Origin of the sequence: Microcoleus sp. B3-A4 (assembly GCF_036705385.1) — a bacterium.
GTDB lineage: Bacteria > Cyanobacteriota > Cyanobacteriia > Cyanobacteriales > Microcoleaceae > Microcoleus.
This window is the reverse complement of record NZ_JAUBUI010000045.1, coordinates 11,141-25,635: the sequence shown is the minus strand read 5'-3', so window position 1 is coordinate 25,635 and position 14,495 is coordinate 11,141. Positions and strand designations below refer to the sequence as shown.

General features: G+C 45.1%; 13 protein-coding genes. 6 read left to right on the top strand and 7 right to left on the bottom strand.

What is annotated here, in order from left to right:
• The first annotated feature begins 42 nt into the window (after positions 1-42).
• A complete protein-coding gene (locus QUB33_RS18170) occupies positions 43-2,502 on the top strand; it encodes a CBS domain-containing protein (RefSeq protein ID WP_333352142.1) in 2,460 nt (819 codons plus the stop codon).
• 214 nt (positions 2,503-2,716) lie between these two features.
• Here QUB33_RS18170 and QUB33_RS18165 read toward each other — a convergent pair whose 3' ends face one another.
• The 6 genes from QUB33_RS18165 to QUB33_RS18140 form a co-directional block, all read right to left on the bottom strand.
• A complete protein-coding gene (locus tag QUB33_RS18165; RefSeq protein ID WP_333352140.1) occupies positions 2,717-5,089 on the bottom strand; it encodes a polysaccharide biosynthesis tyrosine autokinase in 2,373 nt (790 codons plus the stop codon).
• A 312-nt stretch (positions 5,090-5,401) separates the two neighbouring features.
• The gene (locus tag QUB33_RS18160; RefSeq protein WP_333352138.1) at positions 5,402-5,548 is read right to left on the bottom strand and encodes a hypothetical protein; all 147 of its coding nucleotides are present in this window, start codon (positions 5,546-5,548) and stop codon (positions 5,402-5,404) included.
• A gap of 561 nt (positions 5,549-6,109) precedes the next feature.
• The gene (locus tag QUB33_RS18155) at positions 6,110-7,540 is read right to left on the bottom strand and encodes an MFS transporter (RefSeq protein WP_333352136.1); all 1,431 of its coding nucleotides are present in this window, start codon (positions 7,538-7,540) and stop codon (positions 6,110-6,112) included.
• 213 nt (positions 7,541-7,753) lie between these two features.
• A complete protein-coding gene (locus tag QUB33_RS18150; protein WP_333352134.1) occupies positions 7,754-8,311 on the bottom strand; it encodes a Uma2 family endonuclease in 558 nt (185 codons plus the stop codon).
• Between the two features lie 59 nt (positions 8,312-8,370).
• Positions 8,371-8,925: a hypothetical protein gene (locus QUB33_RS18145; RefSeq protein ID WP_333352132.1), complete on the bottom strand. Its 555-nt coding sequence runs from the start codon at positions 8,923-8,925 to the stop codon at positions 8,371-8,373.
• A gap of 117 nt (positions 8,926-9,042) precedes the next feature.
• Entirely contained in the window at positions 9,043-9,720 is a 678-nt protein-coding gene (locus QUB33_RS18140) for an ATP-dependent Zn protease (protein WP_333352189.1), read from the bottom strand.
• A 253-nt stretch (positions 9,721-9,973) separates the two neighbouring features.
• On the opposite strand from QUB33_RS18140, the gene rseP reads away from it, so the two are divergent.
• The 3 genes from rseP (at position 9,974) to rpsN (ending at position 12,680) form a co-directional block, all read left to right on the top strand.
• Positions 9,974-11,068, top strand: coding sequence for an RIP metalloprotease RseP (gene rseP, locus QUB33_RS18135; protein ID WP_333352130.1), 1,095 nt, complete (start codon positions 9,974-9,976; stop codon positions 11,066-11,068).
• Positions 11,069-11,282: 214 nt separating this feature from the next.
• Positions 11,283-11,945 carry an endonuclease III gene (nth, locus tag QUB33_RS18130; protein WP_333352128.1) on the top strand — a complete coding sequence of 221 codons (663 nt, stop codon included), beginning with the start codon at positions 11,283-11,285 and terminating at the stop codon, positions 11,943-11,945.
• 432 nt (positions 11,946-12,377) lie between these two features.
• Positions 12,378-12,680 carry a 30S ribosomal protein S14 gene (gene rpsN, locus QUB33_RS18125; protein ID WP_190740106.1) on the top strand — a complete coding sequence of 101 codons (303 nt, stop codon included), beginning with the start codon at positions 12,378-12,380 and terminating at the stop codon, positions 12,678-12,680.
• A gap of 132 nt (positions 12,681-12,812) precedes the next feature.
• On the opposite strand, the gene QUB33_RS18120 is transcribed toward rpsN, so the two are convergent.
• Complete coding sequence (locus tag QUB33_RS18120; protein WP_006633845.1) at positions 12,813-13,142, bottom strand: hypothetical protein; 330 nt, start codon at positions 13,140-13,142, stop codon at positions 12,813-12,815.
• A gap of 46 nt (positions 13,143-13,188) precedes the next feature.
• Between QUB33_RS18120 and aat the strand changes: the two genes are divergently transcribed.
• Together aat and QUB33_RS18110 are read left to right on the top strand one after the other, a co-directional pair.
• Positions 13,189-13,785, top strand: coding sequence for a leucyl/phenylalanyl-tRNA--protein transferase (gene aat, locus QUB33_RS18115; RefSeq protein ID WP_006633846.1), 597 nt, complete (start codon positions 13,189-13,191; stop codon positions 13,783-13,785).
• 69 nt (positions 13,786-13,854) lie between these two features.
• The coding region (locus tag QUB33_RS18110; RefSeq protein WP_333352125.1) for a HEAT repeat domain-containing protein at positions 13,855-14,495 on the top strand (641 nt) is incomplete at its 3' end.

Genomic DNA, 14,495 nt, shown 5'->3' with positions numbered 1-14,495 from the left:
TTGCCCGATAGTTAGCCGCCCTCTGACAACCTGCAATCAACTATGCCGTTTAACCACCCGCCCTTTTACTCCTCAGCCTTAGAACAAGCGATCGACCGCTACCCCTTAACTACCGGGCCAGAAACTTCCTTAGCAGCGGCGATCGCCCTGATGAGTCAGTTGCAAAACAGTTGTCCCCTAGTCAAAACACCTGTACCCTCAGACCGGGGGGGGACGACCGAAACCTCCCCGCCGGACAAGGTGCGGGCCCGGTGCGTGCTCGTCGTGCAGAACCAGCAGACTATTACCACAGGGAACTTATCCGATAGCCCCAGCCGCGGACTGTTAATCGGCATATTAACTCCCGCCGACTTAGTGAGGCTGATAGCTTCTGGCAAAATAGACAACCAGCACAAAGTAGCCCTGCACAAAATACCAATTTCTGAAGTGATGTCCCCGGTGTCGGTCTCCCTCACAGAATCCGACGACCAAGACGTGTTTACCGCTTTATCCTTATTTCGCCAGCACAAGATTCGCTATTTGCCGATCGTCAATCAATTGGGCCACTTGTTAGGAGTGCTGACGCGGGAAAGAATTCGCCAAGTATTGCAGCCTTCAAACATTCTCAAATTGCGGCGGGTAGCAGAATTGATGACTACGCCAATTACAGCACCCCACACCGCCTCGCTGCAGACTATAACCGAACTGATGTCTGAGCATCAAGTCAGTTGCGTAGTCATCACAAAAAACAAAGAATTAACAATGGAGAAGCCCAAAGATGACTATACCTCCATTTTTCACTATTCCTTTCACCAACCCCTGGGAATTATTACCGAGTACGACATCGTGCAGGCACAGTTTCTCGAACTAAATTTCGAGCAAACCCCAGCTCAAAAAGTCATGAGAACTCCCCTGCAATTTCTTCAACCTTCCGATTCCCTGTGGACGGCCCACAAAGAAATGCAGCAGCAACAAGTGCAGCGGTTGGTCGTGTGCGGGGGGCGCGGAGAACTGTTGGGAATTATTACTCAGACCAGCTTGCTCAGAGTCCTCGACCCCACCGAAATGTACCGAGTTGTCAAACAGTTGCAGCAGTCGGTTTATCAACTCCAAGCCGAAAAAGTGGAACTGCTGCAAAGCCGCAACGCCAAACTGGAACAGCAGGTGCGGGAACGGACTGCGAAACTCCACGAACAATTGCAGCGCGATCGGCTGTTAACTCACATTTCCTTGCGGATTCACCAATCCTTAAACCTCGAAGAAATTCTTAACGCCAGCGTCGATGAAGTCCGCCAAGTTTTGCAAGCTGACCGAGTAGCAATCCTGCATTTAGAGTCCAGCAATTACGGCATTGTAGTGGCAGAATCCGTTGCCGAAAATTGGCCTTCAATCTTGGGAGAAATCATGCCGGATAATATTTGGCAAGAATCTGCTTCCGTGATCGAACAGGAAATTTATGCGGTTCCGGATCTCGACCAAGCCTGTTTGAGCGCCGAAAAATATGCCCGGTTCCAGCAAGCGCAAATTAAAGCTTATTTGATTGTACCAATTTTGCAAGATGGCAATTTGTGGGGGATGATGTGTGTCCATCAGTGTTCCCAATCCCGTCAGTGGCAACCTTCGGAAGTGGATTTGCTGCTGCAACTGGCAACTCAAATTGCGATCGCCATTCAGCAAGCCCAACTCTATCAGCAAGTCCAAAATCTCAACACCGACCTCGAACGCCAAGTCCAAGAACGCACCGCCGAATTGCAGCAAAAAGTTCACGAACTCCAGCATTTAAACGTCCTCAAAGATGAATTTCTCAGCACAGTTTCCCACGAACTGCGGACGCCTTTAGCTAATATAAAAATGGCTATTCATATGTTGAGAATTTCTCCCACACTAGATCGACGCCAGATTTATCTAGAAATTTTAGAAACAGAATGTACTAGAGAAACAGATTTGATTAATGCTTTGCTAGATTTGCAGCGACTCGAAGCTGCAACTTGTCCGATCGACCTCGAACCAGTAAACTTAGAAGTCTGGCTGCCTACTATTATCGACCCGTTTTACACCCGGGCCCACGACCGCCACCAGGATTTGCGAGTAGAGTGCGATCGCCACCTCCCCACGATCAGTTCCAACCGCGCTAGTTTGGGACGAATTTTAGCCGAACTCCTCAACAATGCCTGCAAATATACTGCCAATGACGGCGAAATTTTTCTGAAAGTTGAGTGCAAAAACCGAGACGGGGAACAGGGAGGACAAAGGACAAATTCGCGACAAGCAAGTGCTGTGGCTTCAGAAATCCAATTTACACTCAGCAATCAATCGTCTATTTCCATAGAGGAATTGCCTCGAATTTTTGAGAAATTTTATCGAGTTCCCAACGCCGATCCGTGGAAACAAGGAGGTACAGGTTTGGGTTTAGCTTTGGTTCAAAAACTTGTCGAACAGTTGCAGGGAAAAATTGAGGTTGAAAGCAGGAATGGCTGGACTAATTTTACCGTCACATTTCCTACCAACCCGGATGGAAATTAATCCGCCATCAGTCAATTTTAGATTTTATATCTTAGACTTCGACCTAAGAGGTTCGGCGAGCGCTTAGTCCAGTCGCGCTCAGTCGAACGATTTTAGATTTTCGATTTACTCCACAGACAAATCTGGGACCTTGAACAAGAGTCTAAAATTTTGGGAGTTCCATGACTCCTGTAGGGGGCTTGTATCCATTTTTTGGGGTCAGCTTTTTTGGGTGTCACTCTTTTTTAGGAGCTAGTTTGCGGATACGAGACGGTGCTTGTGCCAAATTCAAATATTCATTTTTATCTTCAACAACTGATGCTCTAGATGCTGGATACTTCTTGCGTTTAGTGGCATGATTGGCAACTGTGCCCAAGCATGGTATGCCAAAATTTTCTAATTGACTGAAAACTTTTTTGACTACAGAAAAGGGAACCTGCTTAATTGCTACAACCATCAGTATGCCATCGGTGCGCGCCGCTAAAAAATTCGTATCTTTACTGTCCGCCAGCGGCGGCGTATCGTAGATAACTAAGTCAAATTTTGCCTGAAGTTCTTCCATTAAATACTGCATCTGAGATGATGCCAGCCGTCTAGCAGTACCAGGCTCTGGGAGACCGGCAGTTAATACAAAAAGATTATCTGCTAGATGCGATCGTTGGATAATTTCATGGGGTTCGTTTTTATTATTGAGCAAGTTGCTCAATCCCTTGAGATTAGGCAGTTCCAACAGCAAGTGCAGGCTGGGGGAATGCAAATTCGCGTCTACTAACAGCACTCGCTGACCCGCCAGCGCTGCCACGTGAGCTAAGTTTAAAGCAATGGTAGATTTGCCTTCGCCAACTGTAGCGGAACCAATTGCCAAAGAGCTAATCGTTCGATTTGAAGAAAGAAAGCGGATATTAGTATAAAGAGAGTCAAAAGCTTCTATAAATTCCGCAGCATTTTTCTTATTACCCTCTTTTCCTTCAAGATAAGCATAGGCCTTAGCAATAGAAGGCGGCAATTTTCTAGCATTTTTGTCAAGAGGAATTGCTCCTAATAAAGGCGCTTCAACCGCATCTTTAACGTCATCAGCACAGTAGAAAATATTGCGGAACTTTTCAATGAGGATAGCCGATCCCAGACCCAAAACTAGCGCCCCAACCACTGCCATCATCAATTTGTTTTTAGCTTTCGATGGAACTGTCATCAGCTCGCCCTTCTCATCTTTCGGTATCCGTGGTTCAGAAATTATTTCCCAAGGTACTTGGCTTTGAGCTGCTTGGACGCGCAGAGTTTCCCGCTGGCTTAAAAGTTGATCGCGGGTGCGGGCGGCTACTTCTAGTTGCTGTTGCAGTTCGTTGTAGCGGCGGGCTATGGTGGGGAATTCTGTTGCTTGTCGGTTTAAATTGTTTTTAGTTTGGCTGATTGCCTGACGGCGAGCTTCTAAGACTTGAACTTGGTTGGCAGTATCAACCAATTGTTTAATCAAGCCTATGCGAATCGAATTTTGAAAATTCTGAACTTTAGAATTGGCTTGGGTGCCTACTAAATTTTGCCCCAAAATTCGATCAGTTTGCTGGTTGAGCAAAGCTACTAAATTTGACCGCTTGCGCTCTAAAGCTTCCACTATAGGGTTAGCAGATTTAAAACGAGCTGTTTCTACAGCAATCTGACCTTCTACTTCCTTAACCTTGGTCAGCAACTCTTTATATTGAGGTTCTTCGCTTAAAGCGGAAGCAGCAATAGCTTCATTTGGTGTAAAATCTAATTGTTTTTGCAAGTTAGCGTACAGCGTTTTCTGTTCTTGGAGTAGCCTTTGAGTTTCTAACTCTAAAGTTTCTACGGTACGAACTTGCTCGATTAATTGCGCGCCTTGTTCTTGAGGATTGGTAATCTTTTGCTGCTCCTGTATCACCTGTAACTCCGATTTCAGCTTGTTTACGCGCTTATTGAGTGCCGGAAGCTGGTCTTCAATAAATTTAACACCTTGACCAATGCTAGTCTTGCGTTCGTCAAGACTGTACTTTAAATATTTCTGTTTAGTTACTTGTAAAACAAACTCAACTAATTTAGGATCAGTCCCCATGAAGCGAACTTCCAAAATTTTAGTCAGCGTCCTCTCATCTTCTCCCATCCGCAAAACGACTAATTCTTTTTGAAGAATTTTCTCGGTAACTTCTGGATATCGTTTTTGGACTTGTTTAACAATAGCCGACAGCATCTGAGGACTCTGGAGAATTTGAAGTTGAGTTGCGTAGTCCAAACTAAAAAAATCTCGATTAGGCACTGCCCCCCCCTCGGCGCGATTGGCTAGGGCAGAGGGGTCAGCAATTCTGGCCTCCGTTGTCACGGGTTCCACTAGCATCCGAAAATCGCCTTGATATGTTTTCTTGCCTCCCTTGATCTGAGAATAAGCTCCAGCGCCTACTAGAGCTACAATCCCAATAATGATTAGGGCTTGTCGCTGAAAAGTCCTCAACAACGGTTTTATATTCAATCCTTTCTGAGGCTGCGCGCTTAACTCTTCTCCCTCGTCAACGGAAAATTGCTGCACCTGTCGGCTCTGGTTGCTAATGGGTACGATATGAGCGTCCTGTTCTCTTTCCATGTTGACCTCTTTCATATTTGGGAGATAAAATCAGCTTTGTTCTGGGAGCCTTCTAGTTGATACTTTGAGCATTGGCTTAAGGATATCACACGAGATTCTTGGTTGGTCGAGCCCAATTCCTTCTAATAGTTCTCACTCTTTTCACATAGTATACAAAAATAACTAAATCCCTATGCTGTGCCGGCTGCAAAAGTTATTTTACAACTTCTGGAGAGTTGTATCGGACTGCATTTGGGTCTGCTGCGTGGTGCTTGTATGTAGGGTTTCCGGGCGACGAAGCAAACTTTTTCCCGTGTCGCTCAGCTTCGCGGTAGGGGCGCAGTAACTTTACCAAACTTTTACAATTGACCGTACCACCTCAGCCGCCGCTTGCGCTGGTATTGGTTTGTAATCTATGACCTTTTTCGGTTCGCAGTCAACGGCAGAAGCATATGTTAACTTACTCATTAACTGACAGGCTAAAACGTTTGGCATTTTCCATGTAGATATAATTAGTAACATTCAGCAAATTTTTGGAACGGCAACTAATCGAATCAATTTCCGATAAAAATCTGTCTCTTCTTTTAATTATAAACTTTTTGAGGAGCTGGATGACTGATTAAGTATATAAACTTATTGAGCTTGATAATTATACCACAAACTACTCTCTATAGTGCGCGACAGACATAAAATTTAATAATTTGTTTTTTGAAGCTCGATCGACATCTCGAACAACTCAAGCCTTCTGGGTCTTTCCACCGGGGCGGATGGCGCTACAAAATTTATTTTTTACAGAAAAAATAGGTTTCTGGGCTCCGGGACTTTTACTAAAACTCTCGCTTTTATTCGCCCTCCAAGCAAACTATAGCAATCCTTTCGGTAAACGCGCAACGGGCTTTTTTTTTTAATTAACTGATGCAATAAGAAGATGACACATTGTCAAATAAAAAAAAAGTTTGCACAGGATGGGAGGATTGCTATTGTTTTCGCTCGGATTAGCTATTGGTAGTTGTTGTTTTTAAATTTTACTAATTACCAACTACTTTTTATTAGCGCTTACTGATTTTGGGCTTTTCTTTCTCGCAGTTTCAACAATATTTCTGCATGAACTTCGCGGGTTATGGGATAAAAATAGGTAAGAATCATGCCAGCAATTAAAGCAATTGTCGGCAGCGGCCCGATCGCAACTCGAATCGCAAACAGTGCAGACTCTGGCTGTACGGGTGCCGGCTGTCCCGGAACTGTAGATAGAAATCCAGCTCCTTCTAACGCTTGTCCTACCAACCACAAACCCCCTGCCAATCCTATTTTTTGCAGCAGTACCATAAACGAATAGAAAATGCCTTCGCGTCTTTCTCCTGTTTGCAGTTCGTCGAGTTCGATCACATCCGGTATCATCGACCAAGGTATTAGATAAGCCGTGGAAACTCCCACACCTGCCATGACTGCTAATAGGTACATCTGCAATACTTGTCCTGGTTGGAGGAAAAACAGTCCAGCTTGGGCAATAATCCACAAACTCATGCCCATAAAATATACGGCTTTTTTGCCGTATCTTTCGCTGACTTTACTCCAAACAAATAGCATGATTAATGCAGTGCCTTGAACTGCGATCGCCACCAAGCTAAAAACGTACTGTGGCTGTTGCATCCAGTTAACAACAAAGTAGGGAATAATAGTAGCAGTCAACTGCACTCCCAGCCAAGAAAAAAGATAAATTCCAATTACGTACAAAAAAGGGCGATTGCTAAATGCAATCTGCAACTGTTCTTTCAGTGGCAAGGATGTAGAATTATCTAGTTCTGCGTTTTCTAATAGTTGGGCTGCGACGTGCTTGCGAGTTCCCAAAACGCACCAGTACAAAGGCAAGACAGAGATAACTGCACAGATGGCACCTAATACTAAATATTGTTGATTCGGGTTGTTTTGAAATACACTAAAAATAATTAGAGCTAAGATTAATGAAAAAATGCTGCCGCCAATTGAGAAAGCAAACCGAAAACTATTAAGGCTAGTGCGTTCGTTGTAGTCTTGAGTAAGTTCTGGAGTCAGGGCAGTGTAGGGAAGATTGACAGCCGTGTAGGCGGTGTTGAACAAAATGCTGATCCCAACATAGTACCAAAACAACACTGTGTGATCGGTGCTAGGTACAATCCACTGCAATAAGAAGAATATGCCGAAGGGAATGCCACCATATATTATCCAAGGATATCGGCGACCCCAAGGGTGAGAAGTGCGATCGCTCAAAACCCCCACAATCGGGTCATTTATGGCATCCCAAACCTTGCCAACTACCAAAATATTACTGGCTAAGCCGGCAGGTAAACCAGCGACATTGGTAAAGAAAACTAGGAGGTAAAATGCTAAAACATTAGCGGTAATTGCCGGGCCGAGGTCGCCGGCACCGTAAGCTAATTTTGTCGATAAACTGAGTTTTTGTGTTGCGGGGTTTTTGGCGGCTGGTTGAGGCGGGGAAGTGTTGCTCATAAACTTTGATTTCGGGATGTTTTTACAGTCACAGTCTTTCCAGTAGGAGTATAACTCATGCTACGCCCTAATACTAAGTTTTTTGTAGCAATCGGGACGACCCTGAAGATTTGGTAATTGATAATTGGGTAATTGGTAATTGATAGGTTGGTGGGGGCGGGTTTACGAGATTATTGGTCTTAGGCAATTATTCTTCGTAAAACCTGCCCCTACTTAAGGAAAAAGTTGCAAAATCTGAACTTCTATTTCTGGAAATGCCAGCATTGACAAAACATCATCTTCATTAAATACAGTTTCTTGTCGGTAGTTTGCCTCGCCCGGTTCGCGAAAAACATAAACTTGCCGCGTGTTAACATCAAGTATCCAATAATCAGTAATTCTCGCCTTAGCATAAGCCGGTGCTTTCCGCTTGCGGTCTATTTCTAAAGTCGTGTCAGCTATTTCTATTAATAAGAAAATATTGTCTGGTGCGGGATGAAAATCTTGGTACAGCCGAGGGTCGATTTGCACTACAGCAATATCCGGTTCAGGTTCTGAATTATAACTTAGAGCGATCGGGTCTTGGATGCGAATTAAAGCAAGTCCTGCCAGCAGATTTCTGAGATAGTCGGCTGCACAGAGATTAGTTGCTGCGTGGGGAGGATTTTTTGCACTCCTTGAAATAATTTGCCCGTCAATTAATTCGACTCGTTCATCGGGATTGAGAATGCCTGTTTCGGTCATGCGGCGATATTCCTCTACAGTCCACAAGCGTAAATCTGTTACAGTCATGGCACAATTTTCTTGGGCGGTATTATCTATTATGGATTCACATTCTAGTTTTTCTTAAATTACTCGGTCAACAATCTCGATTTAGCTGTAATTGCTCCCACACACCACAAAATGGCATTGACAATTTCCGATCGCTGAATATCTTCTGCGTCAAAAAAACTTGCAAACTCTTCCTCAATATTCAAATGGTCTGCAAAATCATAAAGTATGCGCTTGTATTCCGTTGGCATCGGTATTAAAGTAGCTTTCACTAAATCGAAAAGCGCGTTCAAACAGTTGAGTATAGTAGCTGACTCGTCAAAATCTTCGGCATCGAGCAAGTACAGCGTTTCTGCAATGTCGCAAATAGCGTCTATTTGTGTGGGTGGCTTTCCCACTTCGCTGACATCGATATTGCACAATTGGAGAGCGTTAATCGCTAGTTCTGGACGGGTAAAAAATACAAGTTGACCGCCGGCTACTAAGGGCGGCTCTTGTTCTCCATAGACAATTAGAGTATATAGATTTGGTGTTTCGGTGCCGGGGTCGATCCGGAAACCGAACAGCCACAACAATTTTTCTGTATTTTGGTTCGCTGTTTGCAGTGTTGTTGGGAAAGTTTTTGGTTCTGACATGAATTTTTAATCCCTATAATACGCTCTTAAACTCAGTTTCTACGCAATTTTTGTGTTTTTGCGATCGAACTACAGAGAAACCTGGTTTATAAGGCAAGAGTGCGTAATTTTTTTATCCTATAAATTTTGCTGGATTATGTCGCAGCATTCGGCAACCGTTGCTCTTTCTTCCATTGCTGCCACTAGGGCTTCGTAAGCTGATTGGTGGCTTTCGATCAGGTTTTTTGCTCGCAGCAAACCCCAGTTTTGTTTGACTTGAATCTCGGAACTGGGACGGCGCATTTGTGTTAATATTGCACTAATTTTGGTGCGGTCTTCGGCTCCTCCTTCTGCACTGCCGTAAACAAATTTTTCGGCGACTATTCCGGCCATCCACACGGTGCAGTATTGGTCTAAAAGTTGGGCGGAAAGAGTGCCACTTTGGAGTTGAGATGCTAATTGTTCGTCTTCAAATCGGACGCCGCCTTGGGCTGTTTGACCTTGTTTAAATGCTTCCCAAGCGTTGAGGGCGTAGCTGGTTACGGGAATTCCCAACAGGTAGGCGACTAAGAAGTGTCCGGCTTCGTGGTGAAGGATACGATCGCGCTTTTGTTTGGAAGTTCCTCCCAGCCAATCTAATAAAATAGTACCGCCTTGACCTTGCCACTGGAAACTGTCAAGGGTGGCTAGCCCCAAGAGGCAAAAAGTGGCGATCGCAGGTACGGCTTCTGGCAAGTTGAATAGGGGCCCCAACAATATTGAAACGGTGATGGCAAAGATAGAAATAGCGATAATATTCAAAGAAGTGTCTTTCATAATGGGGAATTGGTAACTGGGAATTGCTAAGGGGGAATTTGTAATAGGGAATTGGTAATGGGAATTGGTTTTAGAGGTAAACTCAGGTACGATCGCGCGAGGGTTTGGCAGCGTCGGGTCGATCGCAGCACCCGGGACTTCCGACAAAAACACCACCTTCCAGTTTGACTGAAAATTGTCCCTCAGAAGCCACCGATATTAAAAAGATATTAAAATAAATCAAAGTCCAGTAAAAGTGTTAGTGGAATCCTTCATGTCAGTTTTGGCAGCGATCGCAGTTTTAGGTATCTTGATTGTCGTTCACGAACTCGGCCACTTCCTGGCGGCGAGACTTCAACACATCCACGTCAACCGCTTCTCTATCGGTTTCGGGCCCATCCTCTGGAAGTACCAAGGCCCGGAAACTGAGTATGCCCTCCGCGCCTTTCCCCTGGGAGGTTTCGTGGGTTTCCCGGACGACGATCCCGAGAGTACAATTCCCCCAAATGACCCGAATTTGCTCAAAAATCGCCCCGTGCTCGATCGGGCGATCGTCATTAGTGCAGGGGTAATTGCCAACTTAATTTTTGCTTATTTCCTGCTGGTGGTGCAATTGACCACTGTCGGCGCTGCACAAATGAACTACCTACCGGGAGTTAAAGTCCCGGAAGTCGCCGCCGAAGTCAGTTCGGCCGCGAAACAAGCGGGAATTCGATCGGGCGACGTTGTTCTGTCTGTTGACGGCAAGGAATTGGGGGCTTCCGCCGAAGCAAGCAAATTATTGGTCGCAGCAATCGAAAATCATCCCAACCAACCCCTAGCGTTGGAAATTCAGCGCCAAGAACAAAAATTTGTGGTGACAGTCACTCCTGAAGAGTCGCCCGAGGGTAAAGGCCGCATTGGCGTGAAGCTAATTAATAACGGCACTGTCGTGCGGGAGAGGGTCGGAATTGTAGAGGCGTTTAGCAAGGCCGCTACAGAATTTGAGCGGATTGTGGTGCTGACGGTTCAAGGTTTTGGGCAGTTATTTAGCAATTTCAGCCAAACTGCCGACAAGTTGTCCGGGCCTGTGGCGATTGTGGCGATTGGTGCAGGGATTGCCCAATCGGATGCTGCGAGTTTGTTTCAGTATGCTGTGCTAATTAGCATCAATTTGGCTGTGATTAATATCTTGCCTTTACCTGCTTTAGATGGCGGTCAGCTAGCTTTTCTGTTAATAGAAGGACTGCGGGGAACTCCTCTGCCGAACCGCATTCAGGAAAATGTTATGCAGACCGGTTTGGTGTTGTTGCTGGGTTTGGGAATTTTCTTGATTATTCGCGATACAGCTAATTTGGCTGGGATAGATTTTCGATTTCTGATGCAATAGTAAATGAAGAAAGAGGGAAGAAGGAAGAAGGAAGAAGGAAGAATTATGTCGAGTTTGCCGTTTTCCTATTTTCCTATTTTCCCCTCTACTTTTTTACCTACACAAGCGAGGCACAGCCTCTGGTTATGGGTTCCCCGGTCGTGCCTGGGAACCAGTTAAAAACAAATCACAAATGACTACTGATTACTGACTAATGGCTAATGACTACTGACTAATGACTAAAAAGTTAAGTTTAAAACAACGATCGCTCGAAATTCTGATTCGCCTCAAACGCCTCTATCCAGAAGCTCCTTGCACTCTCAACTACGAAACTCCCGTGCAGTTGCTGGTGGCGACGATTCTCTCGGCTCAGTGTACGGACGATCGAGTAAATTTGGTAACGCCGGCTTTGTTTGAGCGTTTTCCCGATGCGGTTGCTTTGGCAAATGCTGATGTAGAAGAACTCGAAAGTCTCGTGCGATCGACAGGTTTCTACCGCAATAAGTCTAAAAATATTAAAGGTGCTTGTCAGGCGATCGTCAATAAATTTAACAATCAAGTGCCGCAGCGGATGGAACTGCTGCTAGAATTGCCCGGAGTTGCCCGCAAAACAGCTAATGTCGTTCTCGCCCACGCTTTTGGTATTAATATGGGCGTGACGGTAGACACTCACGTCAAACGTTTGAGTCAGCGGTTGGGATTGACCGAACATACCGATCCTATAAGGATCGAGCGGGATTTGATGATATTGTTGCCGCAGCCGGATTGGGAAAATTGGTCGATTCGGTTGGTTTATCACGGCAGGGCAGTTTGTAATGCGAGAAATCCGGCTTGCAATATTTGCGAACTTGCAGATTTGTGTCCTTCTGCTAATAGTTTGGTGTTGCACCAAGGTTAAGTACAGGCAAGATGCCTGTACCACAAAAATCTTGAGTTATTGCAAATTTGTACCCTTTTGCTAATAGTTAGTTGTTGCACCAATGTTAAGTACAGGCAAGATGCCTGTACCACAAAAATGTTGAGTTATTGTGGTACAGGCATCTTGCCTGTTGCTAAAAATGTTGAGTTATTGTGGAACAGGCATCTTGCCTGTTGCTAAAAATGTTGAGTTATTGTGGAACAGGCATCTTGCCTGTTGCTAAAAATGTTGAGTTATTGTGGAACAGGCATCTTGCCTGCTGCTAAAAATGTTGATTTATTGTGGAACAGGCATCTTGCCTGTTGCTCAAAATCTTGTTGACAAAAGAAATAATTCAAATAAAAGCGATCCGAAATCACCAAAATATAGTAAAATAGTAGATTGTGATTAATCTAAGGATATCAACAGATTATGGCTAAGAAGAGCATGGTTGAGCGCGAGAAAAAGCGCCAGAGACTCGTAGACAAGTATGCCGACAAGCGGGAAGACCTGAAAGACCAGTTTGACCAAGCTACCAATCAGATGGACAAAATGGCGATTCACCGCCAACTGCAACAGCTTCCCCGCAGCAGTTCGCGGACTCGCTTGCGGAACCGCTGCTGGGCAACTGGGCGCCCCAGAGGTGTCTATCGTGACTTCGGACTGTCTCGCAACATGATGCGAGAAATGGCTCACGAAGGTCTTTTGCCCGGTGTTGTGAAGTCTAGCTGGTAGCACGAAGGAAGAAGGAAGAAGGGAGAAGGAAGAAGGAAGAAAGAAGGAAAAAACTCACAATTAATCGGCAGGATTATGTTTGGGGTTGATTTTTGTTTCAGACTTATGAGTTAAATTTTCCTCCTTCTTGCTTCACTGGCCACAGCATTTATCTATGCCGAGACTTTCGAGTAACAAGTCGCTGACGGCATTGGCGATCGCAAATTCGCCGTAGAAGCTTTTAGAAAAATCATAGGCCTGCATTTCGGTGACGATCGCAATTACGAGGCTGCCCAAGTCATTCTCGCCTTCCATACGCTGGCGGACATAGATTTGGGCAGCTCTTTTAGCTATTTGCTGGTTGGCTGCTTCTGGGATAAACTCGGAGTCTAGCCATGCCAGCAGCGTTTGTTGGAGCCATTGGCCTTCTTGTTCGGGGTTTTTGGCGGGCGGTAAGGTAATAGGTTCAATGGTTTCAGACATGATTATTCCTAATTGCTAATGTTGACTTTGAAAAGTTAACTGAGAAATGACAACTGATAAATATATGCAATATGATATACCGACAATTATACAAGGATATGCCCAAGGCTACTTCTTGATGGCAAATGACGGCGAGGAAAGTTTGGGGTGGTATTCGAGCCGGCAGCGGGCGCTGATTCCCCTGGATGAAAGATTTACCTATCCGAAATCCCTGCGTCGCCAAATCAATCAAAATCGATTTTCCGTGGCTGTGAACCGCGATTTTGGGGCGGTGGTTGAGGGTTGTGCCGATCGCGAAACGACTTGGATTTCTAAGGAGCTCAAGAAGATTTACTGGGGTTTGTATGAGGCCGGTTGGGCTTACAGCTTCGAGACTTGGTGCGGGGACGAATTGGCGGGCGGTATTTTAGGATTGTCGATCGGCGGTGCGTTTATTGGGGAGTCGATGTTTTACCGAATTCCCGAGGGTTCTAAGGTGGCGATGGTGAAGTTGGTGGAGAGATTGCGCGATCGATCTTATCTGATGTTCGACGCTCAAATGAACAATCCGCACTTGGAAAGATTCGGCGCTTATACTGTTAAGGAAAAACTGTACAACACTCTTTTGCAAGCAGCTTTGAAGCGCCGCTGCTCGCTATTTTGAAAGCTTTGAGCTAATCAGGACTCAATTTTGCGACTGCCAACCACTTTTATTATGGAAAATTAACTGGATATGATATTATCTCTTTATGCTTGGGAGTTTTTGCGGGAATTTGAAAAACAAAAAACGATTGAATTAGATGACTTGATTCAAGTTTACCGGGAACACTGGCGAGATGAGTCTTGGCATGAAGTGTTAGGTTTAATGGCAGGAATGGTGGATGCTAAATTTACCGGTGAAGTCCTGGAATACCTGATTGGTGAAAATGGGGAAGCAGAAAAGTTTAGCAATCTATTTTTGGCGGCGGAGTGTGTTTGCGAAGTCAAGAATAGAAATGATATCGCTGCTATTGCTAGTAAGTTGCGCGAGCGAGTCAAAGAGTTAACTAAATACGAAAATAGCAGTGCTTCTACACCTCAAGAAGATGACAACCTAGTTTGGGAAATTCGCAGACAAGCAGTACCAGCACCTCAAGAAGATGACAACCTAGTTTATGAAATTCGCCGACAAGCAGTAGCAGCAGTTGCAGCAACTTGGAAAGATGACCCGGAAACCTTACCTTGGCTCAAACAACGGGCTCAATCTGATGATGATTGGGCTGTGCGAGAAGCAGCAGTTCAAGAATTAGCACGGGGGTGGAAAGATGACCCGGAAACCTTACCTTGGCTCAAACAACGGGCTCAATCTGATGATGATTGGGCTGTGCGAGAAGC